At 63.3% G+C, this 23,240-nt stretch carries 26 protein-coding genes; 18 read left to right on the plus strand and 8 right to left on the minus strand.

The genetic code is table 11. The features are described from left to right. The first annotated feature begins 44 nt into the window (after positions 1-44). Together QQL24_RS33365 and QQL24_RS33370 are read left to right on the plus strand one after the other, a co-directional pair. Entirely contained in the window at positions 45-1,166 is a 1,122-nt protein-coding gene (locus tag QQL24_RS33365) for a branched-chain amino acid ABC transporter substrate-binding protein (RefSeq protein ID WP_284316636.1), read from the plus strand. A 125-nt stretch (positions 1,167-1,291) separates the two neighbouring features. Further along, a complete protein-coding gene (locus tag QQL24_RS33370; protein WP_284316637.1) occupies positions 1,292-1,429 on the plus strand; it encodes a hypothetical protein in 138 nt (45 codons plus the stop codon). Positions 1,430-1,444: 15 nt separating this feature from the next. Here the strand turns inward: QQL24_RS33370 and QQL24_RS33375 are convergent, their stop codons facing one another. After that, entirely contained in the window at positions 1,445-2,248 is an 804-nt protein-coding gene (locus tag QQL24_RS33375) for a cytochrome c biogenesis CcdA family protein (protein WP_284316638.1), read from the minus strand. A 281-nt stretch (positions 2,249-2,529) separates the two neighbouring features. Here QQL24_RS33375 and QQL24_RS33380 point away from each other — a divergent pair, with 281 nt between their 5' ends. The 4 genes from QQL24_RS33380 to QQL24_RS33395 all read left to right on the plus strand — a co-directional run bounded on the left by QQL24_RS33380 (position 2,530) and on the right by QQL24_RS33395 (position 6,584). Continuing rightward, the gene (locus QQL24_RS33380; RefSeq protein ID WP_284316639.1) at positions 2,530-3,513 is read left to right on the plus strand and encodes a P1 family peptidase; all 984 of its coding nucleotides are present in this window, start codon (positions 2,530-2,532) and stop codon (positions 3,511-3,513) included. A gap of 177 nt (positions 3,514-3,690) precedes the next feature. After that, the gene (gene rpe, locus QQL24_RS33385) at positions 3,691-4,368 is read left to right on the plus strand and encodes a ribulose-phosphate 3-epimerase (protein WP_284316640.1); all 678 of its coding nucleotides are present in this window, start codon (positions 3,691-3,693) and stop codon (positions 4,366-4,368) included. Positions 4,369-4,529: 161 nt separating this feature from the next. Continuing rightward, positions 4,530-5,840: an adenylosuccinate lyase gene (gene purB, locus QQL24_RS33390; RefSeq protein ID WP_284316641.1), complete on the plus strand. Its 1,311-nt coding sequence runs from the start codon at positions 4,530-4,532 to the stop codon at positions 5,838-5,840. Positions 5,841-6,020: 180 nt separating this feature from the next. Beyond that, complete coding sequence (locus tag QQL24_RS33395) at positions 6,021-6,584, plus strand: RBBP9/YdeN family alpha/beta hydrolase (RefSeq protein ID WP_284316642.1); 564 nt, start codon at positions 6,021-6,023, stop codon at positions 6,582-6,584. 87 nt (positions 6,585-6,671) lie between these two features. On the opposite strand, the gene QQL24_RS33400 is transcribed toward QQL24_RS33395, so the two are convergent. Continuing rightward, complete coding sequence (locus QQL24_RS33400; RefSeq protein ID WP_284316643.1) at positions 6,672-7,466, minus strand: HpcH/HpaI aldolase family protein; 795 nt, start codon at positions 7,464-7,466, stop codon at positions 6,672-6,674. A 109-nt stretch (positions 7,467-7,575) separates the two neighbouring features. Then, entirely contained in the window at positions 7,576-7,899 is a 324-nt protein-coding gene (locus QQL24_RS33405) for a DUF1476 domain-containing protein (protein WP_284316644.1), read from the minus strand. A 356-nt stretch (positions 7,900-8,255) separates the two neighbouring features. On the opposite strand from QQL24_RS33405, the gene purC reads away from it, so the two are divergent. The 3 genes from purC (at position 8,256) to QQL24_RS33420 (ending at position 10,352) form a co-directional block, all read left to right on the plus strand. Then, positions 8,256-9,020, plus strand: coding sequence for a phosphoribosylaminoimidazolesuccinocarboxamide synthase (gene purC, locus QQL24_RS33410; protein ID WP_284316712.1), 765 nt, complete (start codon positions 8,256-8,258; stop codon positions 9,018-9,020). Positions 9,021-9,127: 107 nt separating this feature from the next. After that, positions 9,128-9,682 (plus strand): hypothetical protein, encoded by a 555-nt coding sequence (locus QQL24_RS33415; protein ID WP_284316645.1) that lies wholly within the window; start codon positions 9,128-9,130, stop codon positions 9,680-9,682. A 103-nt stretch (positions 9,683-9,785) separates the two neighbouring features. Continuing rightward, complete coding sequence (locus tag QQL24_RS33420) at positions 9,786-10,352, plus strand: RNA 2'-phosphotransferase (RefSeq protein WP_284316646.1); 567 nt, start codon at positions 9,786-9,788, stop codon at positions 10,350-10,352. An 88-nt stretch (positions 10,353-10,440) separates the two neighbouring features. Here the strand turns inward: QQL24_RS33420 and QQL24_RS33425 are convergent, their stop codons facing one another. Next, positions 10,441-11,817: an APC family permease gene (locus QQL24_RS33425; protein ID WP_284316647.1), complete on the minus strand. Its 1,377-nt coding sequence runs from the start codon at positions 11,815-11,817 to the stop codon at positions 10,441-10,443. Between the two features lie 414 nt (positions 11,818-12,231). Between QQL24_RS33425 and purS the strand changes: the two genes are divergently transcribed. The 4 genes from purS (at position 12,232) to QQL24_RS33445 (ending at position 14,483) form a co-directional block, all read left to right on the plus strand. Then, positions 12,232-12,471, plus strand: a complete 240-nt coding sequence (purS, locus tag QQL24_RS33430; protein WP_284316648.1) for a phosphoribosylformylglycinamidine synthase subunit PurS — start codon at positions 12,232-12,234, stop codon at positions 12,469-12,471. Beyond that, on the plus strand, positions 12,471-13,010 hold the full coding sequence (locus tag QQL24_RS33435) for a hypothetical protein (RefSeq protein WP_284316649.1): 540 nt from the start codon (positions 12,471-12,473) through the stop codon (positions 13,008-13,010). Before purS ends, QQL24_RS33435 begins: the two co-directional genes overlap by 1 nt. 88 nt (positions 13,011-13,098) lie before the next feature. After that, on the plus strand, positions 13,099-13,794 hold the full coding sequence (gene purQ / locus QQL24_RS33440) for a phosphoribosylformylglycinamidine synthase subunit PurQ (protein WP_284316650.1): 696 nt from the start codon (positions 13,099-13,101) through the stop codon (positions 13,792-13,794). A 221-nt stretch (positions 13,795-14,015) separates the two neighbouring features. Then, on the plus strand, positions 14,016-14,483 hold the full coding sequence (locus tag QQL24_RS33445) for a hypothetical protein (protein ID WP_284316651.1): 468 nt from the start codon (positions 14,016-14,018) through the stop codon (positions 14,481-14,483). 204 nt (positions 14,484-14,687) lie between these two features. On the opposite strand, the gene QQL24_RS33450 is transcribed toward QQL24_RS33445, so the two are convergent. Next, positions 14,688-15,899 (minus strand): FAD-dependent oxidoreductase, encoded by a 1,212-nt coding sequence (locus QQL24_RS33450; protein ID WP_284316652.1) that lies wholly within the window; start codon positions 15,897-15,899, stop codon positions 14,688-14,690. Further along, positions 15,899-16,135: an Lrp/AsnC ligand binding domain-containing protein gene (locus QQL24_RS33455; RefSeq protein WP_284316653.1), complete on the minus strand. Its 237-nt coding sequence runs from the start codon at positions 16,133-16,135 to the stop codon at positions 15,899-15,901. The genes QQL24_RS33450 and QQL24_RS33455 overlap by 1 nt, the downstream gene beginning before the upstream one ends. A gap of 182 nt (positions 16,136-16,317) precedes the next feature. On the opposite strand from QQL24_RS33455, the gene purL reads away from it, so the two are divergent. The 4 genes from purL to QQL24_RS33475 all read left to right on the plus strand — a co-directional run bounded on the left by purL (position 16,318) and on the right by QQL24_RS33475 (position 20,369). After that, positions 16,318-18,540, plus strand: a complete 2,223-nt coding sequence (gene purL, locus QQL24_RS33460; RefSeq protein WP_284316654.1) for a phosphoribosylformylglycinamidine synthase subunit PurL — start codon at positions 16,318-16,320, stop codon at positions 18,538-18,540. Positions 18,541-18,556: 16 nt separating this feature from the next. Next, complete coding sequence (locus QQL24_RS33465) at positions 18,557-18,787, plus strand: BolA family protein (protein ID WP_284316655.1); 231 nt, start codon at positions 18,557-18,559, stop codon at positions 18,785-18,787. Between the two features lie 117 nt (positions 18,788-18,904). Continuing rightward, the gene (gene grxD / locus QQL24_RS33470; protein ID WP_284316656.1) at positions 18,905-19,246 is read left to right on the plus strand and encodes a Grx4 family monothiol glutaredoxin; all 342 of its coding nucleotides are present in this window, start codon (positions 18,905-18,907) and stop codon (positions 19,244-19,246) included. A gap of 172 nt (positions 19,247-19,418) precedes the next feature. Continuing rightward, positions 19,419-20,369 carry a hypothetical protein gene (locus QQL24_RS33475; protein ID WP_284316657.1) on the plus strand — a complete coding sequence of 317 codons (951 nt, stop codon included), beginning with the start codon at positions 19,419-19,421 and terminating at the stop codon, positions 20,367-20,369. A gap of 19 nt (positions 20,370-20,388) precedes the next feature. Here the strand turns inward: QQL24_RS33475 and QQL24_RS33480 are convergent, their stop codons facing one another. Further along, complete coding sequence (locus tag QQL24_RS33480) at positions 20,389-21,294, minus strand: DMT family transporter (RefSeq protein ID WP_284316658.1); 906 nt, start codon at positions 21,292-21,294, stop codon at positions 20,389-20,391. 87 nt (positions 21,295-21,381) lie between these two features. Here QQL24_RS33480 and QQL24_RS33485 point away from each other — a divergent pair, with 87 nt between their 5' ends. Further along, positions 21,382-22,308 carry a LysR substrate-binding domain-containing protein gene (locus QQL24_RS33485; protein ID WP_284316659.1) on the plus strand — a complete coding sequence of 309 codons (927 nt, stop codon included), beginning with the start codon at positions 21,382-21,384 and terminating at the stop codon, positions 22,306-22,308. 156 nt (positions 22,309-22,464) lie between these two features. Here QQL24_RS33485 and QQL24_RS33490 read toward each other — a convergent pair whose 3' ends face one another. Beyond that, on the minus strand, positions 22,465-23,103 hold the full coding sequence (locus QQL24_RS33490; protein ID WP_284316660.1) for a glutathione S-transferase family protein: 639 nt from the start codon (positions 23,101-23,103) through the stop codon (positions 22,465-22,467). Between the last annotated feature and the right edge of the window lie 137 nt (positions 23,104-23,240).

Here is a 23,240-nt window from a genome sequence, read left to right on the forward strand (position 1 = left end):
AAGCCAGAGTCGACAGGCTCTGTTACATCCACTGGGAGAACCACATGAAAAAACTCTTGTTGACGAGCGTCGCGCTGGCCGCTGCCCTCGCCTTCGCCGGAGCCGCTCAGGCTCAGATCAAGCTCGGCGTCGCCGGCCCGATCACCGGCCCGAACGCCCCCTTCGGCGCTCAGCTGAAGAACGGCGTCGACATGGCGGCCAAGAACATCAACGCCGCCGGCGGCATCCTCGGCCAGAAGCTCGAGGTGGAAGTCGGTGACGACCAGTCGGACCCCAAGCAGGGCGTTTCGGTCGCCAACAAATTCGTGGGTGACGGCGTGACCATGGTGGTCGGCCACTTCAACTCGGGCGTCACCATTCCGGCCTCGGAAGTCTATGCCGACAACGGCGTCATCATGATCACGCCTTCGGCGACCAACGAGAAGGTCACCGACCGCGGCCTGTGGAACGTGTTCCGCACCTGCGGCCGTGACGACCAGCAGGCCCAGGTCTGGTCCGACTACTTCGTCGCCAACTACAAGGGCAAGAATGTCGCCGTCATCGACGACAAGACCACCTACGGCGCCGGCCTCGCCAAGAACGCCGTCGCCGACCTCGAGAAGGCTGGCATCACCCCCGGCCTGATCGAGGAAGTCAACATCGGCGAGAAGGACTACTCGGCCGTCGTCACCAAGATGAAGGGCCAGGGCACCGACGTGCTGATCTGGGGCGGCCTCTACACCGAAGCCGCGCTGATCCTCAAGCAGCTGCGCGACCAGGGCATGAAGACCGTCATGCTCTCGGGCGACGGCATCACCTCGGCTGACTTTGCCACCATCGGCGGCGACGCCGTGATCGGCACCCAGATGACCTTCCCGCCCAAGGTGGAAGCCAATCCGGCCAATGCCGACCTCGTGAAGCAGTTCAAGGCCATCGGCTACACGCCGGAAGGCTACACGCTGTTCTCCTACGCCGCGGTCGAGATCTTCAAGCAGGCTGCTGAAGCTGCCAAGTCGGTCGATCCGCAGAAGATGGCCGAGCAGATGCACACCGGCATGCCCTTCCACACCGTCATGGGCGACCTTGCGTATGACAAGAAGGGCGACCTGACCAAGGTTGGTTATGTCATGTACACCTGGAAGAAGGGTGATGATGGCAAGATCGACTACTTCCAGAATCCGTCGTAAGCTTCGTCACAATCTGATGTGACAGACCCGCTCCGGCTTGCCGGGGCGGGTTTTTTGATGGCTGGAGTGTTTCCGAGCAAATTTGCCACTATTCTGAGAAGAATCCTTTGCGATTCGAGCTCCCGATGCGCTTGCACCTCCTCCTTGCCGCGACCTTGCTGCTGGTCACCAGTCCGGCCTTTTCAGGCGGGGCGGCGGAAGCGGCCGAACCCGCCGTGACCATGGCCGTTGCCGGCCCGATGTCGGGGCCGAACAGAGCGTGAGGCGGATTGTCTGCCTCATCCCAGCTTGCTCAGGATGGGAAAGGTGCTCTGCAGCCAGATCGAGAAATCGGCCATGCCACCGGTGAGGAAGGCGAGGCCTGCGACGACCAGAAGGCCGCCCATCACCTTTTCCACCGTGCCGAGATGGGCGCGGAAGGCCCGCAGGAAGCGCATGAACGGGTTCATGGCGAAGGCGGCGACGACAAAGGGCAGACCAAGGCCAAGCGTATAGATCGCCAGCAGGAGAACGCCATAGCCCACGCTCGCCTGCCTGCCGGCGACTGCCAGCACCGTCGCCAGGACCGGACCGATGCAGGGCGTCCAGCCGAATGCAAAGGCGAGCCCCATGAGATAGGCGCCGAGGGGTCCTGGCGTGGCGCGGCTCTCGAAGCGGGCCTGACGGAACAGCACGGCGATACGGAACACGCCGAGGAAATGCAGGCCCATCGTGATGATGATGATGCCGGCCAGCAGGGCAAAGGGGTCGACGGAGGTCGCCCAGCCCATCGGCAGCAGGCCGGCATTGGCGGCACCCACCAGCCACTGGGCAAGGAGCCTGCGGGCCGAGATCAGCAGCGAGCCCACCAGAGACGCTGTGGCTCCGAGCGAGATGAACACGGTGGCGAGCCCCGCCATGAAGACGAGCGCGGAGATCACGGCGCGCCGGCGCACGGTCCTGTCGATGGTCTCGCCTGAGATTTCGTCCAGCGTCGTGCCGGCAAGATAGGTCAGGTAAGGCGGTACCAGCGGCAGCACGCAGGGCGAAAGAAAGGAAAACAGCCCGGCAAGGAACACCCCGGGGACGGTAATATCGGCCATCGACTCATCCACTCTTACGCACCGGGCGCGGCACCGAACACTTTGCTCTAGCGCGCCGCGCACTCCCGCCCAAGTTGTTTCCGCCTTCCTCATCCTCTCGTGATCGGAAGTGATGTCGCAGCATTGACATTACAGGTCCTTTCACCACGGTAGGGCACCTGGAGCAAAGCGCGTTTAAGCGCAAACGCTGCTTTGCTCTAACTCTTTGTTTCGACGCGTCTTTGCGATTCTTGCCGATGCCGTCAAATCGCAAAACGCTTTAGCAAGGTGGAGCCGGTCTCATGCGAAATCTCATCACGGATGTGGCTGGAATCAAGGTGGGCAATGCGCAGGACGCGTCCCTCGCCTCCGGCACCACGGCGGTGATCTTCGACGAGCCGGCGGTCGCCGCCGTCGACGTGCGCGGCGGCGCGCCGGGCACACGCGAGACGGATCTTCTGGCCCTCGAACGCACGGTCGAGCATGTCGACGCCCTCGTCCTTTCCGGCGGCTCCGCCTTCGGGCTCGAGGCGGCGAGCGGTGTCACCGCCTGGCTCGCCGCGCAGGGCCGCGGCTTCCAGGTGGGTGACGCCCACGTGCCCATTGTACCCAGCGCGATCCTGTTCGACCTCATCAATGGCGGCAACAAGGATTGGGGCCGCTTTCCGCCCTATCGCGATCTCGGCTTCGAGGCTGCCTCGCAGGCCGGGCTCGATTTTGCGCTGGGCACCGCCGGCGCGGGCTTCGGCGCCACGACGGCGAGCTTCAAGGGCGGGCTCGGCTCGGCTTCGGCACTGTCAGGCCCCTACACTGTTGGCGCGCTCGTGGCCGTCAATGCGCTCGGCAATGTCACCATCGGCGAAGGCCCTCATTTCTGGGCGGCGCCCTATGAACGGGGTTCGGAATTCGGCGGCCTCGGCCTGCCGCATCCCTGGCCCGCCGACGCCCTGAAGCTGCGCTACAAGGGCCAGCAGCCCGAGAACACCACCATTGCCATCGTCGCCACCGACGCGCGCCTGACCAAGGCGCAGGCGAGGCATTTGGCCGTGATGGCGCAGGACGGTTTCGCCCGCGCTATCCACCCCGTCCACACCCCGTTCGATGGCGACACCGTCTTCGCGGCAGCGACGGGCCGGGTCGCAGTGGCGGAAGCGCCCGTCGATCTCATCTCCCTCGGCACGGAGGCAGCCCATGTGATGGCGCGCGCCTGTGCCCGCGCCGTCTACGAGGCGACTGCCCTGCCCTTCGCGCAGGCCCGGCCAAGCTGGCGGCAGCGTTTCGGATAATCCGGATGCACTGGGATCCTGCCGTTCTTGCCCCGCAGCAGTTGCCGAGAGGGAAGAACGGGCAAGATGCCCGTGCACCCGGAAACCACGCCCGCCCCCTGACTTCATGCGCTGATCGATTGCAATGCTCGCCCCGGTCTGGCAGGTAGAACTCGGCCTTTTTCAGCAGGATTGCCCATGCCCCGCCCCATTGTCATCGCTCCTTCCATTCTCTCCGCGGACTTTGCGTCACTCGGCGCCGAGGTGCGGGCGATCGAGGACGCGGGCGCCGACTGGGTGCATTATGACGTCATGGACGGCCATTTCGTGCCGAACCTCACCATCGGGCCGGGCGTTGCGGCAGCCATCCGACCGCATGTGAAGACCAAGATCGATACCCATCTGATGATCTCGCCCGCCGATCCCTATCTTGACGAGTTCGCCGAGGCCGGCTGCGATACCATCACCATTCATGCCGAGGCCGGCCCCCATCTGCACCGCTCGCTGCAGCACATCAGGAAGCTCGGCAAGCGCGCCGGCGTCGCCATCAACCCGGGCACCCCCCCCGACGTCGTCGACTATGTTCTCAATCTCGTCGATCTCATCCTGGTGATGACGGTCAACCCCGGTTTCGGCGGTCAGGCCTTCATTCCCGAGACGGTTGCCAAGATCGAGGCTATCCGGGCCAAGGTCGGCCATCGCGACATCGACATCGAAGTCGATGGCGGCATCACGCCCGAGACGGCCCCGCTCGTGGTCGCGGCAGGCGCCAATGCGCTGGTTGCGGGCTCCTTCGTCTTCCAGGGCGGGCCTTCGGCCTATGCCGCCAACATCGCGGCGATCCGCCGGGCGGCGCAGGCCGCGGCCAAGCGGTAGTCGGGGGGCGGGTCTTCAGACCCGCCTGCAGCGCCACCCGAGCCGAGAAGGTGAAAGGCGGGTCTGAAGACCCGCCCCGTTCCCTTCCCACATATTTCTCGCAGATTCGGATACACTTTCGTGGCGATCCTGCCTAAAAGGGGCACGAAAGGGACCCTTCCATGATCGCACGCTATAGCCGCCCCCAAATGGTCGCCATCTGGGCGGAACAGACCCGCTTCCGTATCTGGTTCGAGATCGAGGCGCATGCCACCGACAAGCTCGCCGAGCTTGGAGTGGTGCCCAAGGAAGCGGCGGCGAAGATCTGGGAGAAGGCCAGGGACGCCACTTTCGACGTCGCCCGCATCGATGAGATCGAGCGCGAGGTGAAGCATGACGTCATCGCCTTCCTCACGCATCTGGGCGAGATCGTTGGCCCGGAAGCGCGCTTCCTGCACCAGGGCATGACCTCCTCCGACGTGCTCGACACCTGCCTCGCCGTGCAGCTTTCGCGCGCCGCCGATATCCTGATCGCCGATGTCGATCAGGTGCTGGCGGCCCTCAAGAAGCGCGCCATCGAGCATAAATACACGCCGACCATCGGCCGCAGCCACGGCATCCATGCCGAGCCGGTGACCTTCGGCCTCAAGCTCGCCCAGGCCTATGCCGAGTTCACGCGCTCCCGCGAGCGCCTGGTCGCGGCACGCAAGGAGATCGCAACCTGCGCCATTTCCGGCGCCGTCGGCACCTTCGCCAATATCGATCCCCAGGTAGAAGAGCATGTCGCCGCCAAGATGGGCCTTGCCGTTGAGCCGGTCTCGACCCAGGTCATCCCGCGCGACCGCCATGCGATGTTCTTCGCCACGCTCGGCGTGGTCGCCTCCTCGATCGAGCGTCTCGCCATCGAAATTCGCCATCTCCAGCGCACCGAGGTACTGGAAGCCGAGGAGTTCTTCTCCGAAGGGCAGAAGGGCTCTTCGGCCATGCCGCACAAGCGCAACCCCATCCTCACCGAGAACCTCACGGGCCTGGCGCGCATCGTGCGCTCGGCCGTGACGCCGGCCCTGGAGAATGTGGCGCTCTGGCATGAGCGCGACATCTCGCACTCGTCGGTCGAGCGCATGATCGGCCCGGACGCCACCATCACGCTGGACTTCGCGCTCGCCCGCCTCGCCGGCGTGATCGACAAGTTGCTGATCTATCCCGCCAATATGCGCAAGAATCTCGACCGCCTTGGCGGCCTGCACAATTCGCAACGCGTGCTGCTCGCCCTCACCCAGGCGAGCGCCAGCCGCGAGGATTCCTATCGCCTGGTGCAGCGCAACGCCATGAAGGTCTGGCGCGGCGAAGGCGATTTCCTCGCCTTCCTCAAGGCCGATCCGGACGTTTCAGCCAAGCTGTCCGATGCGACGCTCGAAGCCATGTTCGACGAAGGCTACCACTTCAAGCATGTCGACACGATCTTCGAGCGCGTGTTCGGCAAGGATGCCTGAAGGCGGACGCCGGGCCCGGGCGTACCGCAAATGTGTGGAATCAGGCCAGCGAGAAAACAAAGAACTGGTTCAGATCGACTGGCAGGGCAATAAAATAGAAACATAGCCCTGAGTCGGGGCCTGACGGGCCTCTCGCGTGCACGTGGAAACAGTGCCCACTCAATCTGACGGGAGTTTCACATGCGCATCTCCGACACCGACATCCTGATCGTGCCGGGCCTGGGCAATTCGCCGCCGGAACATTGGCAATCGCGCTGGCAGGCCAAGCTCTCGACGGCGCGGCGCGTCATGCAGGACGACTGGCAGCAGCCGCGGCGCGAAGCCTGGGTCAACCGGCTGGTGGAGGATGTGCAGGCCTCGAGCCGCCCGGCGATCATCATCGCCCATTCCATCGGCGTGATCACCACCGTCTTCGCCGCCGAGCAGATCCGAGGCCATGTCATCGGCGCGATGCTGGTGGCGCCCTCCGACTGGGACAAGCCGGATCTCATTCCAGGCTACGATCTCGACTTCACCCCCATCCCGATGACGGCCCTGCCTTTCCCGTCGCTGCTCGTCGCCAGCCAGAACGATGCCTATTGCGACATCAACCGAGCCAGCTCCTTTGCCGAGGCCTGGGGCAGCGAGTTCGTGGACGCCGGCGACGCCGGCCACATCAATGTGGAGTCCGGCCACGGCCCCTGGCCGGAAGGCCTGCTGCGCCTGGCGAGCTTCCTGTCGAAGCTGAAGCTGGGAACGCAGTAGAGCCAGGGATCGCAGGCATCCCTGGCTGCTCTTGGAAATGCGGCGCCCGTGGAGAGGAAGCAGGCAGGGATGCCTGCGATCCCAGGATTAATACTGCGCCTGCACCGGACCTGAATGGCCCCGCGCGGTCTTCAGCGCTGCCTGCGCGCCGGCAGTCAGGAAGGCCCAGTCCGACCCCACCGCCATGATGTCGAAGCCGAGGGCGGCGTTGCGGGCAGCGGCCTCGCCGCCGCTGCAGAAGATGGCGGTGAGCTTGTTGCGGGCCTTGGCGGCGGCAAGCAGCCGCCTCATCACCGCCACCGCTTCCGGCAACTGGTGGTCGAGCTTCTCGCCGCGACTGAGGCTGATGGAAAGATCGCTCGGGCCAACGAAGACGCCATCAAGGCCGGGAACGTCGAGGATCTCCTCCATCGCATCCGCCGCCTGCTGGGTCTCGATCATGGCAAGGGCGATGATCTGGTCGTTGGCGCTGGTGCGATAGCTCTCGGCATCGAGGCCATAAAGGGCGAGCCCCCTGGTGCCGCCCCAGCTGCGTCCGCCCACGGGCGGATATTTCAGGGTGTCGACCAGCTTGCGGGCATCCTCGACACTGTTGATCATCGGCAGGATGGCGAGTTCTGCGCCGAGATCATAGAGACGAGCCGCATCGCCGAAGCCCTCGAGGCCGACGCGCACACCGGCCGGCTTGCCGGCAAGATGGCTGGCCGTAATGGCATCGCGCGCCTCGGCGAAGGAGGCTTCGCCATGCTGGAGATCGAGGATGACGGCATCGAAGCCTGCCCGCCCCAGGGCCTCGGCCATGCGCGGATAGGCCGAAGCCATCCACCCAGCGAAGATCTTCTCGCCTCGTGCAAGGCGATTGCGCAGGGTAGGGCTTGTCATGGCGATATCCGATCGATCAAAGGCAAGGACCGCAAACAAAAGCGGCGCCCGTGAATAGAGCGCCGCTTGCCGGTATTGGCAAGATAGGGCGCGAAAATGCGCCCTGGGATCAGACGCCGCTCTGGACTTCCTGAATCGCGCGCCCGAGCATCTCGGTCAAGACCTGGCGAACCTGCGGCTCGCTCATGCTCAGATTGGCGGCAGCGAAGTCGGCAAGAACCTTGCGCACCACGTCATGGTCGCCGGCTTCCTCGAAGTCCGACATGACCACAGATTTGGCATAGGCGCTAGCGTCCTCGCCCGACAGGCCGAGCTTCTCGGCGGCCCACAGGCCGAGCAGCCTGTTGCTGCGAGCCGTCGCCTTGAAGCGGAGATCCTCGTCATGGGCAAACTTCTTCTCGAAGGCCTCTTCCCGCTTGTCAAACGTGGTCATTGAGTTATTTCCTGTTCAGCTACCGGTTTTTCTTGAAGCGCCGGCCATGCCTGTTGCATATAGGCGCGCAATCCCCAAATCAAATTAAGCTGCCGTAACGCCCTCCTCCCAGGGTCGCATCCGGCATTTCGAAAATACACCGATGCCCGGTGCACAAGCAAATGCACTTTGGCAGGATTCGTGGTTCCAGACCGGTTCACACCGTGGCGCGCATTGTGCGCAGGGCTGTGATCGGGTAGGTTGGCGAAGTCTCCGGTTTGCCGTCGCAAGCCGAATCGCCAATTGCGCCGGCCACGGATCGCATTTCCAGGAGCCCTGGCACGTTGACGGATTTTCTCAAACCACGGTACATCCCGATGAACCGCCGCCGCCGCATCTACGAAGGCAAGGCGAAGGTCCTCTATGAAGGTCCTGAGCCCGGCACCCTGATCCAGCATTTCAAAGACGACGCCACCGCTTTCAACAGCAAGAAGCATGCGATCATTGACGGCAAGGGCGTCCTCAACAACCGCATATCCGAATATCTGTTCCAGAACCTGAATGATATCGGCGTGCCCACGCATTTCATTCGCCGGCTGAACATGCGCGAGCAGCTCATCCGCGAGGTCGAGATCATTCCGCTCGAAGTCGTGGTGCGCAATGTCGCCGCGGGCTCGATCTCCACGCGCCTCGGCCTGGAGGAAGGCACGCAGCTGCCCCGCTCGATCGTGGAGTTCTATTACAAGAACGACGCGCTCAGCGATCCCATGGTCTCGGAAGAACACATCACGGCCTTCGGCTGGGCGAGCCCTCCGGAACTCGATGACATCATGGCGCTGGCCATTCGCGTCAACGACTTCCTGTCCGGCCTCTTCCTCGGCGTCGGGATCCGCCTGGTCGACTTCAAGATCGAATGCGGCCGCCTGTGGGAGAACGAGATGATGCGCATCGTCCTTGCCGACGAGATCTCGCCCGACTCCTGCCGCCTGTGGGACATCAAGTCGAACGACAAGCTCGACAAGGATCGTTTCCGCCGCGACATGGGCGGCCTCGTGGAAGCCTACACCGAAGTGGCGCGCCGTCTCGGCATCATGAACGAGATGGAAAACATAAGTGTGAAGGGCCCCAAGCTGGTCCAGTGACCCGTTAGGGTGTAAATATTGAAAAGGGGGCTCGCGCTGGAAGGCGTCGAGCCCTTTTTGTTAAGCAGGCTCTGAAAGAGTACAGCGTGGTTTACAAGGAAGAGCCTGTGTCGAAACAAGCGCCTGCTCCATGGAAGCGTCAGCTGCTTGCCGGCAGCCTGCTTGGCGTTGTGCTGACGGCCCTCGCAGGCTGCGCCTATTGGAATTTGTGGGATGGCGATCCCGCAGTCTCGCTGCCGGACTCCAGCAAGTGGGTCGTGCTGCCCATGCGCTCCTTCGTGTCCCGCGACGACATCACGGTCGAAGGCATGCAGTTGTGCACCATGCGCCAATGCGGCTACGATGCGACGATCGAGCGTTTCACGGTGACGGGACGGGATGCGGCGATCTGGGAAAAGGCCCTCACCGAGCCTCGCCAACTCGCCGCCCTGGTCGGCAAGCCCTACCCCAAGAGCGTCCTGCCCAAGCCCGAGGTCAGTGCCGAGCCGTTCACCGCTGGCAAATGGACCGGCATCGAGCTTGCCATGACCGGCGGCAAGAAGGCGCATCACTTCAACTCATTCGTCGTCGGGGAGCGCAACAAGAACGGCACCACCTTTATCGTGGTGATCGCGGCGCACGAAGACATTGCCAGGAAGCTGGTGCTCGAAGCGACACAATGACGCCGCCGGTGCGCGAATGGCTCCGGCCGCACATGAATTGCACACCGCGCAAGCGCCCCCACCGATCCCAAATTGTGATGGATTGCGATAAAAGAAGACGATCATGGACGACAAACGTCTCAGCAAATTCCTCAGCCTCGTGCTTCGGCATGAGCCTGAAGCCGCCGGCCTGACGCTCGATGCGCAGGGCTGGGTCGAGATCGACGATCTCGCCAGGGCGACGATGAAGCGCTTCGGCGCCGGACAGCGCGACATCGAGCGTGTGGTGCAGGAAAGCGACAAGCAACGCTTTATCATCCAGGGCTCTCGCATCCGCGCCAACCAGGGCCACAGCGTCAACGTCGATCTCGGCCTTGAGCCTTCCGAGCCGCCCGCCGAACTCTGGCACGGCACCACGGCTGGCCATCTGGAGAGCATTCTCGCGAGCGGGCTCGAGAAGCGCAGCCGCCAGCATGTGCATCTCTCGATCGACCGGGAAACGGCCCGCAAAGTCGCAGCACGCCGCACCGGTCCCTGGGTGATCCTGCGGGTCGATGCCGCGGCCATGCGGGGTGAAGGTGGGGCATTCTATGTCAGCGAGAATGGCGACTGGCTCACCGACGCGGTACCCGCCCGCTTCCTGGGCATCGCCGAGCAGTTTTCCGACGGCGACAGCCCACGCGGTGATTGAACCGCCGGCCCGCCAAGCATACGGCACCGTCGGTCGACAGAAATATTCCGCCAACCGACGGGGACTCTCTCCACCGAGAAGTCCGAGGTCAGGCCGCCTGCACCTCCAGATCGTGCTCCACGCCCAGCAGCGCGTGGGGTGCGCGCATCTTTACAAGGAAGAACCAGCCGACGCCCAGCAGCATGTAAAGGGCGAAGCCGTAAGGAAGGATATTGTAGGGATAGGCCGGCACCGGATAGATGCTGCCGATGAGCGACAGGATCATCAGCACGGTCCCCAGACCGCCCATGACATAATCCATGGGCTTGGCCTCGCCCATCTTGCGCAGCAGCACCGGGGCGGCGATGGAGCAGAGCATGTACACGATGATGAATCCGAAGCTCGCGATTGTACCGAAATAACCGAGCAGGTCGGGATTGGCTTGGCTGGAGAAGCTGGCGCAGACGATGAAGTTCAGGACCACGCCGATGGTAGCGGCGATATGAGGGGTGCGATGCGATTCATGGATCGTGCCGACGGCCCGATGCAGGAACTGGTAGCGCCCGAGGGAAAACAGCATCCGGCTGAAGGCGTTGATCGAGGCAAGGGCGCAGGCAAAGCAGCTGATCGCCGCGCCGATATAGACAAGATTGGTCAGCAGCACGCTTTTGCCTGCCACGAGATCGCTCAACGGCCCTGAACTTGCGCCCAATTTGGAGGCATCGTCGTCGAACCCTTGCGAAATGACGTAGGTCGTCACGATGAAGAAGAGCCCCGCGATGATGGGGGTGAGGATCACGGCACGCGGAATGATCCGGTTGGGATTGCGCGTCTCCTTGCCAAGCGTGGCTGCACTTTCGAACCCGACATAGGAAAAGATGCCGAAGACGATGGCTTGCGCAACGGCGGTGAAGGAGGAGCCATCGAGTTGCACCTGCTTCACGTCGGTTGCATAGCCGTGGGCACGCCAGGAAATGAAGCAGACCAGAAGGATGATGGCCATCGATATCACTTCGATGCCAAGGCCCACCCGAGAGGAGATGCGGATGTCGCGCACGGCAAAGAGCCATACTGCCACCGAGATCAGCAGGAAGAACACCGCGCTGGGCACCGTGGCGGCGAAGCCCATGCTTGCCACCAGATCCTGGAGGAAGAGCGCCGTGGCCGCCGTCAGGGCCATGGCGGTGAATAGATAGGCAGCCAGCATGGCCCAGCCGGCGAGCAACCCGTAGGACGGTCCCAGCCCCCGCGAGACATAGATGAAGAAGGAGCCGGCAGCAGAAATCTTGCCTGCAAGCTTGCCGATATTGATGCCGACGATCACCAGGGAGATCGTCGCCAGGACATAGACCAGCCAGGAGGCCGAGCCTGCCATGCCGGCAACAACGGCAACAGCGATAGTGGGGGTCAGCGTTGGCGACACATTCGCCACCGACTGCCCCAGCGCCTCGATAAAGGACAGACTATCTTTTCTCAGTTCAGACATGCCTTCGTCTCCAAACCGCCGGTTCTGGCGTTGGCGGCATCCGTCGGGATGCCGCGATGTTGAAAGAAACGTTCCTACGCATTCACACCAAAGGCATCCTGGACGTCGCTTCCCCGCACCGGCCTGTTGCGACGGGCGCGAACACCCGGTCACCGACCAGCTTTCCTGTAGTTAAAAATATTTTACTGTTACGATATGCAAGATTCGGGCCGGTCCCGGTGCAACACAGATCTGCTCCTCGAACGCCGTCCTTGCTGAGACACCCGCACTCGCCAAACAGGCGCTCTTGCGTTTTTCTCAACGGCGATGGAATGGATTTCCGGGGCTGAAGGCAGAAGCAGCGATTGAACCGCCGCCCCGACTGCTTTAAGCGCATCCACGATCGGTTCAGGATTGCATCAAGGCAGGTGTTGAATGAAGGCTCGTGTCATCGTTACGCTCAAGAATGGCGTGTTGGATCCGCAGGGCAAGGCGATCGAGGGCGCGCTTGTTTCTCTCGGCGTGAACAGTGTCAATGGCGTGCGTCAGGGCAAGGTGTTCGACATCGAGATCGGTCAGAGCGATGCCGAGGCCGCGCGGGAAACCCTGACGGCTGCATGCGAGAAGCTTCTCGCCAACACCGTCATCGAAAATTACACCATCGAAATCGCCTGATGGCCGGGCGGCGCCTGCTCGCGCTGGCGCTCCTCTGCCTCGGGGGCAGCGCGGCGACGGCGGCGCCGCGGCTTGCCGTGAGTGAAGGCTTTTCCCTTCGCTTCGATGACAGCCAATGGGCGCGGCAGACGGCCGCGCCACCCTCCCTGCTCACCCTGCGCTGCATCGCGCCGGAGTGCTCGCCAGGCAATGTCCTCACCTTCGTGCGGGACGAGCGGCCCCTGATTGTACCCGGCTTTGCGCCTTTCGGCCCGGGCGCCGGCACCGGGGCTTCCGTCGATCTGCGCCTGCAGAGCCTCACGCCAGCATCCCGCCTCCTCGCCCGCGGCCCGGCGGAACCTGTCACCCTCGGCGGTGCGGACGGCTATCGCGGCGTCTACGATATCGAAGACCGGGCGCTCGCGAAAACGGCTGCCGTCATCCTGCTGCTCCGCCAGGGCCACGGCACGCTGGAGGTGCGCCTGGGCGCTCCCAAACTCTCGCAGGCCGATATCGCCGCCTTCAACGCCCTGCTCACCGGATTCGAGCTGCAAAATTAGCAGGTTGCCTCACTCTTCGCTTGACCCGGCTTCGGCAAAGAAACCATAAGGCCCCGATCCGCCTCCCCCGCCACAGCGAGTATGACCGATGAAAGCAGCTGTCATCACCTTTCCTGGCTCCAATCGCGAGGGGGATGTCGCTAAGGCTCTCAAGCAGGCCGGCGCCAAGGTGGAGGCGGTCTGGCATGCCGACAGCGAGTTGCCGGCCGGAACGGACCTCGCCGTGCTGCCGGGCGGTTTCTCCTATGGCGACTATCTGCGCTGCGGCGCCATCGCCGCCCGCGCCACCATCATGGATGCCATCCGCAAACATGCCGAGCGTGGCGGCCTCGTGCTCGGCATCTGCAACGGCTTCCAGATCATCACCGATGGCGGCCTGCTGCCGGGCGTGCTGATGCGCAACGCCGACCTGAAGTTCATCTGCAAGCGCGTATATCTGCGTGTCGAGCGCACCGATACGGCCTATGCCAGCGCCTACAAGCAGGGCCAAGCCATCGATGTCTGCGTTGCCCATGGCGAAGGCAATTATTTCTGCTCGCCGGAGACGCTGACGCAGCTCGAGGGCGATGGGCTGGTGGCCTTCCGCTATTGCGATGCGAACGGCAAGGTGGGCGCCGCGACCAACCCGAACGGTTCGCTCAACAACATCGCCGGCATCTATTCGGCCAATCGTCGCGTGCTCGGCATGATGCCGCATCCGGAAAACCTGATCGATCCGCTGGTCGGCGGCACCGATGGCCGCGGCCTGTTCGCCAGCCTGATCGGCAGCATGGCGACGGCCTGAAGGCCACACTCGTTCAGGTCTGAGCCAATAGCGCTCGATATTCTTACGGCTCGACCCAGTCTCAAGCCGCTGTCGTAGAACTTGCGCATGCCCGTGCTACGGGATGTGCGTTTTCGCACATCATTCACACCCTATTTACTTCACTGCGTGCGGCGGCAAGCGCGAGGTTGCGTGCCCACCCGAGTGGTGCGATTCTGTATTGTGAGCACTGGAGCAGACCGATGAGCCATCGTCTTTCTTCTGGACGTCTTTCCTGGGGTCTGGCCGGCGCTGTCGGGCTCTCTCTCGCGCTGGCGGCTTGCGGCCCCTCGCGCACCAGCGGTCCGCAGCCGGTCTATCAGGAACAGCCGCAGGCGGTGGTGACCAGCGACGGCACCCAGCAGTTCCCCGTGCCGCAGTCCGGTCGTGAGTTGCTCGCCCAGCGTCTCATGCAGCTCGTTCCCGGCCGTATTGTCGATGCGCGCATTTCGAACGGCTGGCGCACAGCGGCCGCCGCCCAGCAGCATCCCGACGACTATGCGGCCTGTGTCAGCGCCGATGCCGGCGGTGGCTCGAAGGTGTTCCTGATCGTGACAAATGGCTCGCATACGGGCGACGTCATTTCCGGTGACAAGGCGAGCCAGCGCTGTGCAGATGGTGCCCGCGTGACACAGTGGACCACGCTGCCGGAAGCCATTTCACGCAGCTGAGTCGGCGTTGAGCACCTGACCGAAAAGTCGCTGGAACCTCAACTTTTTGTCATTGCCGGGCTTGTCCCGGCAAGCCCGGCAACGCTAGGGCTGGATGCCTTGGACAAGCCCGGACATGCCAAAAATTGAGCCTTTTCCACTTCTGTCGCTATTTGAGAGCAAGGCTCGCAGAGAGCGTGATACTGCGCGGAAACCACCGCGCCCTCACCTCTCGGGCGAGGCGACATGCTCGGGCCGTACGCCCATGCCGATGAGGCGCGCCGGAATGCGGCGCAGGACAGGAAATCGCCCGAGAAGCCGCAGAAACAGCGGCGGTTTCAGCGCCTGCTTGCTGGACAGCACCGTGCTGATGATGCGGTTCTGCGCCTGGACCTGTCCCCATTGCGTCGCCCTGGTCGGCCATTCACGCCGGCGCTGCAGGGCAGCAAGATCGGCATCGGTCACGGCGCCCTCTCGCAATTTGGCATGCAGCAGATTGGCGGTGGCGACTGCATCCTGGATAGCGAGGTTGATGCCGATGCCACCGACGGGCGACATCGTATGCGCGGCGTCGCCGATGCAGAGCAGGCCCGGCCGATGCCATTGCCTGAGACGGTCGACGCTCACGGTCAGCAGCTTGACGTCGTCCCAGCTGCGGATCTCCTCGGGCCTTCCCTCCAGGGACGAGAGCCTGGCCAGCTTCTGGCGGAACGCCGCCAGGCCCGCCTGCTTCACCCTGTCATAGCCGCCCTTGGGAATGACATAGGCGCATTGCCAGTAATCGCCGCGATTGAGCATGACCAGGATCGCGCCCGCATCGAAGCGCCCGAGCGTCTGCGCCGGATCGCTCTCGCGCCGCGACAGGCGCATCCAGAGCACGTCCATCGGCGCGCCGAAATCCTGTACCGAAAGACCCGCCTGATCGCGCAGGATGGAGTGGCGCCCGTCGGCCGCAATGGTGAGAGGTGCCCGGATTTCGAAGGCGCCCTGCGGCCCATAGGCACGCACGCCCTCGATGCCGCCCTTGCCCTCGATCAGGCCGGTCGCCTGGGTCTGCATCAGCAGGCGGAAACCTGGATAGCGCCCACCCTGCGAGGTAAGGAAGTTGAGAAACTCCCATTGCGGCATCAGCGCCAGGAATTTGGAGCGGGTCGGCAGATGCCGGAAATCCGCAATCGGTATCACCTGATCGCCGACCTGGCCCGCCAACTGCTCGACCTTGTCATGCGGCAGCTTCAGGAAGGCATCGATCAGGCCAAGTTCATGCATCAGTTCCAGCGTCGAGGGATGGATGGTGTCGCCGCGAAAATCCCTGAGGAAATCGGCATGCTTTTCCAGGACGATAACCTCGACGCCGGCGCGCGCCAGAAGGAAACCGGCCATCACGCCGGCCGGACCGCCGCCGACGATGCAGCACTGGGCGGCCACCCCGGTCATCAGAAGGCCCGGAAGGTCAGCGTGGTGCGGGTATCGGCGATGCCGGGAATGACCTGGACCTTCTCGCCAACGAAATGGCCAATGTCGATATCGTCGTCGATGTAGAACTTGGCCAGGATGTCGTAATCGCCGGCGGTCGAATAGATCTCGGAAGCGATCTCCCCCTCGGCGAGCGCACTGGCAACTTCATAGGTACGGCCGAGCTGGCATTTGATCTGCACGAAAAATGTGCGCATTCCCGCTACTCCCAGACTGCTCTTTGCTGTTTCAAACCACAGGGATGCCAACAAAGTTGCAGTGTCAATGTGGATCGAACGCGTTCCACGCGATCGATGGTTTACATTCGGCGCGGATGCCCCTATCGCCTCCCGTAAACGAGCGCGCGGGCAGGCGCGCAGCATCAGGAGCTCGACGCGGCATGTCCGTCCACGCAGAACCCGCCATTACCCCCGAACTTATCGCCCAGCACGGGCTGAAGCCGGACGAATATCAGCGGATCCTGGACCTGATCGGACGCGAGCCGACCTTCACCGAGCTCGGCATCTTCTCGGCCATGTGGAACGAGCACTGTTCCTACAAATCCTCGCGCCTGCATCTGAAGAAACTGCCGGTCACCGGCAAATGCGTGATCCAGGGCCCGGGCGAGAACGCCGGCGTGATCGACATCGGCGACGGGCTCGCCGCCGTATTCAAGATGGAGAGTCACAACCACCCCTCCTATATCGAGCCCTATCAGGGCGCGACCACGGGCGTGGGCGGCATCCTGCGCGACGTCTTCACCATGGGCGCCCGTCCCATCGCCTGCATGAACGCCCTCTCCTTCGGCGCGCCGGATCATCCCAAGACGCAGCATCTGGTCTCCGGCGTGGTGGCCGGCGTCGGCGGCTACGGCAACTCCTTCGGTGTGCCGACGGTAGGCGGCCAGGTACGCTTCCACACGCGCTATGACGGCAATATCCTGGTCAACGCCTTCGCTCTCGGCCTCGCCGAGCAGGACAAGATCTTTTACGCCAAGGCGACGGGTGTGGGGAATCCGATCGTCTATCTCGGCTCCAAGACCGGCCGCGACGGTATCCACGGCGCCACCATGGCTTCGGCCGAATTCGACGACAAGTCGGAGGAGAAGCGCCCCACCGTGCAGGTCGGCGATCCCTTTGCCGAGAAGCTGCTGCTCGAGGCCTGCCTCGAACTGATGAACACCGATGCCATCATCGCCATCCAGGACATGGGCGCTGCCGGCCTGACCTGTTCGGCCGTGGAAATGGGTGCCAAGGGCGACCTCGGCGTCGAGCTCGACCTCGACAAGGTGCCCGTGCGCGAGACCGGCATGACGGCCTATGAGATGATGCTGTCGGAGAGCCAGGAGCGCATGCTCATGGTACTGAAGCCCGGCAAGGAGGAAGAGGCCGAGGCGATCTTCCGCAAATGGGGACTGGACTTCGCCATCGTCGGCAAGACCACGGACGATCTGCGCTTCCGCATCTTCCACAAGGGCGACCTCAAGGCTGACCTGCCCATCAAGGAGCTGGGCGATGAGGCCCCGCTCTATGACCGCCCGCATGTCCCCTCGCCCAGGCAGCCGGTGCTCGACGCCGCCACGCTGAAGGCGAATGTCACCCTTGGCGAGGCGCTGCTCAAACTGGTCGGCTCGCCCGAGCTTGCCTCCAAGCGCTGGGTCTATGAGCAGTATGATCACCTGATTCTTGGCAATTCCATCCAGACACCGGGCGGCGATTCGGCGGTGGTGCGCGTGCTCGACGGACCCAAGGGCCTCGCCATGACCTCCGACGTGACGCCGCGCTATTGCGAGGCCGATCCGGTCGAGGGCGGCAAGCAGGCCGTTGCGGAAGCCTGGCGCAACATTTCGGCCGTCGGCGGCCTGCCGCTGGCGGTGACCGACAACCTCAATTTCGGCAATCCCGAGCGCGCCGACATCATGGGCCAGTTCGTCGGCTGCCTGGAAGGCATCGGCGAGGCCTGCCGCGCGCTCGACTTCCCGATCGTCTCGGGCAATGTCTCGCTCTACAACGAAACCAATGGCCGCGGCATCCTGCCGACCCCGACCATCGGCGGCGTCGGTCTGGTTGATGATGTCTCGGTGACCGCCTCCATCGCCTTCAAGGCCGAGGGTGAAAAGGTGTTGCTGGTCGGTGAGCCGGGCACCTGGCTCGGGCAGTCGATCTGGCTCAACGAGATCCTGAAGCGCGAAGAGGGCGCTCCGCCGCCGGTGGATCTTGCCGTCGAGAAGCGCAATGGCGATTTCATCCGCAGCCAGATCCGTTCAGGCAACCTCAAGACCTGCCACGACATTTCGGACGGTGGCCTGCTTATCGCCGTCGCGGAGATGGCGATGGCCAGGGGTATTGGCGCCGATCTGTCGAAGGCGCCCCAAGGCGGCCAGCCGCATGCCTTCTGGTATGGCGAGGATCAGGCCCGCTATGTCGTTGCCCTGCCCGCCGGCGAGGCTGAGGCCTTCGTCAAGGCGGCCGAGGCTGCGGGCGTGCCTGTCACCACCCTGGGCACAACCGGCGGCAATGCCTTGATCCTGCCCGAAGGCAAGCCCATTCTGGTCTCGGCGCTCAGCGAACGCCACGAGGCCTTCCTGCCCGAGTTGATGGGCGCCAAGCGCAAAGCCGCCTGAAAAGGAATTGTTCCGCATGCCGATGCCGGCCGCCGATATCGAAGCGATGATCAAGGACAGCTTCCCCGACGCCAAGATCGAGATTCGCGATCTCGCCGGGGATGGCGATCACTATTCGGCCACGGTGATTTCCGAGGCCTTCCGCGGCAAATCCCGCGTGCAGCAGCACCAGATGGTCTATGCCGCATTGAAGGGCAAGATGGGCGGCATGCTGCATGCTCTCGCGCTTTCGACCAGCGCGCCCTGAGCCTATTCTGCAGCGCAAAATATGTTAGGTTGAGGCCTGACATTGCGCTTCGGCATGCTTACATGTTTGGCATTGCTTCCTGAATCGAGATTGAACCCAAGAAATCGAGATAGACCCATGAGTGATATCGCCTCCTTCATCGAGAATGAGATCAAGTCCAACGACGTCGTGCTCTTCATGAAGGGCAACAAGGCGTTTCCGATGTGCGGCTTCTCCGGCCAGGTCGTGCAGATCCTGGATTATCTCGGCGTCGACTATAAGGACCACGACGTCCTGCAGAATCCGGAACTGCGCAGCGGCATCAAGGATTTCTCGAACTGGCCGACCGTGCCCCAGATCTATGTGAAGGGCGAATTCCTCGGTGGCTGCGATATCGCCCGCGAGATGTTCCAGTCGGGCGAATTGGTGACCTACCTGCAGGAGAAGAACATCCCGGTGAAGGCGCCCGCGCGGGTGTGATCCTGGGAGCGTCCAAGGTCGTTCTTTCATCTGATTGTATAGGGCGCGGGACTTGCCGAGCGTTGTCACACCGACGGACCCGCGCCCGGCGTTCAGGCTTCAGCTTGACGCCATTTTTTCCCCGTTGCTCATAGCTATACTGCTGGCAGTGGCCCTTAGCGGAAGCTTGCTCATGCATGTGCCCGATGTGGCACCAGAGCTCGCCATTGAGCACGTCGAATATCTCCACGATCCTTTCGCTGTTTCTATTCGTTTTGCCCACGTCCTGGCCGTCTCCGCTCTGTTCGCGTTGATCTACCTACGTTTGGCTCTTGCACTCGTCGCAGGAAAAACGAGTTGGGTGGTGCTCGGATGGTCTGCTCTCCTGATATGGTCCTTGTTTCTCGCCGTGAGCGGGAAGGCTTCGGCCGGAACACAAGCCAACTTCTGGTTCAGCCAGGTTTTCGTTTCGGCAGCCCTGAATCTGTCGAGCCTTGACCTTGGCACGCTGAGCAGCTGGCTTTACTGGCATCTCAACGGGCAGGCTCAATGGACAATGTTTCACGTCATGCTGGCTGGCATGATGTTCGTGTTCAGCTTTGCCTTGCTGCTCGCCAATCTGTCGCGGATTTCGATCCGTCTCTCACAACTATCCTGGGCGTCGAGCTTGGGTCGTGCCGCGTTTGTCCTCAGCCTAACGTTACTGATCGCCGCAGTGATGACGTGGCCTGGGGCGTTCGACGACCCCAGTAATTCTGTTCAGGCGACGCCAAACTATGTCCCAGCTCAGATCATCCCGGAGTGGTATCTGTCGCCGTGGTTCGAAATGTTGAGAAGTGGCAGCAACCGCGCTGCCGGCTCGAAGATCCTGTGGGCTGCTCTTCTCTTGCCTATGTTGCTATCAGCGCTCTTTCGCGGCCGCCGTTATCCATTGGGGATCGCCATGACCTTGGCAACGGGCCTTCTCGCGATCGACTTCATCGCTCTTTCTGTCTTCGGCCGCAGCAGTCCGATCTTATCCTCGCATCTGCCCATTTCCTGGCTGACGGCTTACTACTTTCTCTATTTTCTGCTCATCATTCCAGCTCTCGCTTTCCTCGACACGAGAGCGAAGCATCTCCAAGCTGGAGTAGACGTGCCTTGAAATATCCGGGGGCGTCCCCTCACCGCCCCCGCATCACATTGACGATCACCACACCGAAGATCGCCATGCCACCGCCGATCAAACCTGCGACAGTCGGCGCCTCGCCAAGCCAGAGGAAGCCGATCAGCGTGGCGGTCGGCGGCACGCCATAGAGGAAATTGGCGGCGCGGCCGGCCGGGAGGCGCTTCAGGGCGATTGCCCAGGTCACATAGCCGATCGCCGTGGGAAACAGCACGAGATAGGCAACGTTCCAGTTTACCACCGCCGGCGCGGCGGCCAGGGCCTTCACCGTCGCCGGCACGGCGGGCAACAGGGGAATCGAGCCGAGCAGCATGATCCAGGCCGTCACGGCGAGTGCCGGGAAGCGCTTCAACAGAGGCTTTTGCATGATGCTCGCCACGGCGGCGCAGATGGCGGCGCCCAGAATCAGCACGGCATTGGGGTCGAAGCTGAAATCGCCATCGGCTGCCGCGGCGATCAACGCCACGCCGCCGAAGGAGACGGCGGTGCCGATCCAGCCCCACAGGCCGAAGCGTTCGCCCAGCACCATCAGCGCGATCAGCGCCGTGAACACCGGCATGGTGTTGATGATGAAGCTGGCAGGCCCCGCCGGCACGGTCTGCTCGCCGGTGTTGAGCAGCACCGCATAGACGGTGATGAACAGCACGCCGGCAATGCCGAGGCGGATGAAATCCCTTCCACTCGGCAAGGGCGGGCGCACAATCAGGAGATAGGCCGCTCCCAGGAGGCCGGCGGAGACGTAGCGCGCCGCAGCCAGTTCGATCGGCGTCAGCGGTCCGAGACAGACGCGGATCACCGCGAAGGACGACGCCCAGAACAGGATCGTCACCAGGATCGCCCCGAAGGCGATGAGGTCAAATCCACTCTTTTTCTCCGCCACCGACTCACTCGCAACGGCACTCATCGTCATCTCCCGCAACCTGTTGGTGGTGGTGAAGTAGGCCTTCGATACGTGCTTGAAAAGCACCGCAATCGATGATCAAATGTGCGTATGGTTCACAGCTCTGCTTCCCTTCCACCGCTCGACACGCTCGAAACCTTTGCGCGTGCGGCACGGCTCGGCTCGTTTTCGGCGGCGGCGGAGGAGAGCGGCATCACCCATGGGGCCGTGTCGCGTCAAGTCTCCCGGCTGGAGCGCTGGATGGGCGTGCGCCTGTTCGAACGGGCGGCGCGCGGCGTCAATCTTACGGCCGAGGGCACGCGCTTCTTCGCACGGGCCGAGGAGGCTCTCGCTCTGCTCGGCAACAGCGGCGAGCGCTGGTCTCCCAAGCGCGGCAAGGCGGTGGTGCGCCTCTCGGTGACACCCTCCGTGGCCTCGCTCTGGCTCTTCCCGCGGCTGCAGCGCCTCGAAGGGCACGATATCCATCTCGAACTTTTCCTGGAGCACCGCCTAGCGGATCTCGGCGAAGGGACGGATCTAGCCATCCGGTGCGGCAAGGGGCCATGGGCGGGCGTGCGCGGCCAGCACCTGTGGCGCGAACGGGTCTTTCCGATCGCCTCCCCTACCCTGGCCAAACGCCTGGCCGGACGCACGAAGGCGGAGGCCTTGCTGGAACTGCCGATCCTGCATGATTCAAATATCGAGGGCTGGCGGCGCTGGCTGGCGCCCGAGGGCATCGACTACATACCACGCGGCCAGGACCGGCGCTTCGAAGACTACAACATCGTCGTCGACGCCTGCTGCCAGGGCCTCGGCATCGCGCTGGCGCGACCACCTTTGGCGTCAGCGGCGCTGGAAGCCGGGCGCGTGGTAGCGGTTTCGGACCGAACGATCGATTATCACGTCGCCTTCCACCTGATCCGCTCCGACGACGCGCTGCGGGCGCCGGCTGCAGAGTTCGCGCGCCGCTTCCTGCGCGAGGCCGGGCATGACGAGGCAGCAATCGCGGCCTTCACCGCGCCGGGAAGGAAGGGGTAGCTGGGAGCGCGGACATCTTGTCCGCTCTTGAACCACCGACATCGTCGACAAAGGCGCGCACTTCTTGGGCCCGCCGGTCGACACTGCGTGCAATCCACCGACGTTACCGTTTCAAGAGCGGACAAGATGTCCGCGCTCCCAGGCAAACGCTCCCTGCTAGTTCTCCTGCGCGCCGAAATGGCGGCGCCAGATCGGGGCGACGAGGGGACGGTTGGCGACATTCTCGGTGATGCGCGTCAGCTTGGGGCACTCTTTCCCACGCCATTCGGCGCCGATGGCCCAGTTGCTGATGGCAGCGATGGCGAGATCGATGGCCGAGAAGCCGGAGAGCAGGAAACTGCCCTCGGAACTTGCCGCCTGCTCGACCAGCAGCCAGCGCTCGCGGATCCGGTGGCGTACGCGCGAACGCATGGCCGTCTCGGCCGTCTCGGGCGGCGCGAAGCGCAGGGGATAGTCGTAGACTTCGATGAGCGGGTAGATTTCGGCGGCCACATGGATGAGCCAGCGCAAGGCGTGGCGGCGATCGGGCGCGCCGAGCGCCGGCAACAAATGGGCCTGGGGGTGGGCTTCGGCGAGCGCCATCAGGATGGCGGCTGACTGGACGATGGTGGTGCCATCCTCGAAGCGCAGGGCCGGAATCTTTCCAAGGGGATTGATCGCCAGATATTGAGCGTGGTGCTGCTCATCCTTGGTCAGATCGATATCGATCAGGTGAACCTCCTGCCCTGCCTCGGCCAAGGCGGCCTCGATCATGAAAGAGCCAGAATCCGGTTCGCCCCAAAGCGTGTAACCCATACAGACCTCTTAGCATTGACCCGCCGGAGAGGTCGTCAGCCTGTCCGCGGCAAGCATGCGCAATGACGGTTCCCGCCCTGCCGTATTGTTTGCTAAAGCAGAGCGCGCTTAAGCGTAAACGCTGCTTTGCTTCAGCT

The organism is Labrys miyagiensis, assembly GCF_030160835.1.
Classification (GTDB): Bacteria; Pseudomonadota; Alphaproteobacteria; order Rhizobiales; family Labraceae; genus Labrys; species Labrys miyagiensis.

Bases quoted from the DNA above. Each gene is read 5' to 3' on its own strand.
- QQL24_RS33365 (WP_284316636.1), top strand. From the start codon at position 45: ATGAAAAAACTCTTGTTGACGAGCGTCGCGCTGGCCGCTGCCCTCGCC.
- QQL24_RS33370 (WP_284316637.1), top strand. From the start codon at position 1,292: ATGCGCTTGCACCTCCTCCTTGCCGCGACCTTGCTGCTGGTCACCAGT.
- QQL24_RS33375 (WP_284316638.1), bottom strand. From the start codon at position 2,248: ATGGCCGATATTACCGTCCCCGGGGTGTTCCTTGCCGGGCTGTTTTCC.
- QQL24_RS33380 (WP_284316639.1), top strand. From the start codon at position 2,530: ATGCGAAATCTCATCACGGATGTGGCTGGAATCAAGGTGGGCAATGCG.
- rpe (WP_284316640.1), top strand. From the start codon at position 3,691: ATGCCCCGCCCCATTGTCATCGCTCCTTCCATTCTCTCCGCGGACTTT.
- purB (WP_284316641.1), top strand. From the start codon at position 4,530: ATGATCGCACGCTATAGCCGCCCCCAAATGGTCGCCATCTGGGCGGAA.
- QQL24_RS33395 (WP_284316642.1), top strand. From the start codon at position 6,021: ATGCGCATCTCCGACACCGACATCCTGATCGTGCCGGGCCTGGGCAAT.
- QQL24_RS33400 (WP_284316643.1), bottom strand. From the start codon at position 7,466: ATGACAAGCCCTACCCTGCGCAATCGCCTTGCACGAGGCGAGAAGATC.
- QQL24_RS33405 (WP_284316644.1), bottom strand. From the start codon at position 7,899: ATGACCACGTTTGACAAGCGGGAAGAGGCCTTCGAGAAGAAGTTTGCC.
- purC (WP_284316712.1), top strand. From the start codon at position 8,256: ATGAACCGCCGCCGCCGCATCTACGAAGGCAAGGCGAAGGTCCTCTAT.
- QQL24_RS33420 (WP_284316646.1), top strand. From the start codon at position 9,786: ATGGACGACAAACGTCTCAGCAAATTCCTCAGCCTCGTGCTTCGGCAT.
- QQL24_RS33425 (WP_284316647.1), bottom strand. From the start codon at position 11,817: ATGTCTGAACTGAGAAAAGATAGTCTGTCCTTTATCGAGGCGCTGGGG.
- purS (WP_284316648.1), top strand. From the start codon at position 12,232: ATGAAGGCTCGTGTCATCGTTACGCTCAAGAATGGCGTGTTGGATCCG.
- QQL24_RS33435 (WP_284316649.1), top strand. From the start codon at position 12,471: ATGGCCGGGCGGCGCCTGCTCGCGCTGGCGCTCCTCTGCCTCGGGGGC.
- purQ (WP_284316650.1), top strand. From the start codon at position 13,099: ATGAAAGCAGCTGTCATCACCTTTCCTGGCTCCAATCGCGAGGGGGAT.
- QQL24_RS33445 (WP_284316651.1), top strand. From the start codon at position 14,016: ATGAGCCATCGTCTTTCTTCTGGACGTCTTTCCTGGGGTCTGGCCGGC.
- QQL24_RS33450 (WP_284316652.1), bottom strand. From the start codon at position 15,899: ATGACCGGGGTGGCCGCCCAGTGCTGCATCGTCGGCGGCGGTCCGGCC.
- QQL24_RS33455 (WP_284316653.1), bottom strand. From the start codon at position 16,135: ATGCGCACATTTTTCGTGCAGATCAAATGCCAGCTCGGCCGTACCTAT.
- purL (WP_284316654.1), top strand. From the start codon at position 16,318: ATGTCCGTCCACGCAGAACCCGCCATTACCCCCGAACTTATCGCCCAG.
- QQL24_RS33465 (WP_284316655.1), top strand. From the start codon at position 18,557: ATGCCGATGCCGGCCGCCGATATCGAAGCGATGATCAAGGACAGCTTC.
- grxD (WP_284316656.1), top strand. From the start codon at position 18,905: ATGAGTGATATCGCCTCCTTCATCGAGAATGAGATCAAGTCCAACGAC.
- QQL24_RS33475 (WP_284316657.1), top strand. From the start codon at position 19,419: ATGCATGTGCCCGATGTGGCACCAGAGCTCGCCATTGAGCACGTCGAA.
- QQL24_RS33480 (WP_284316658.1), bottom strand. From the start codon at position 21,294: ATGAGTGCCGTTGCGAGTGAGTCGGTGGCGGAGAAAAAGAGTGGATTT.
- QQL24_RS33485 (WP_284316659.1), top strand. From the start codon at position 21,382: ATGGTTCACAGCTCTGCTTCCCTTCCACCGCTCGACACGCTCGAAACC.
- QQL24_RS33490 (WP_284316660.1), bottom strand. From the start codon at position 23,103: ATGGGTTACACGCTTTGGGGCGAACCGGATTCTGGCTCTTTCATGATC.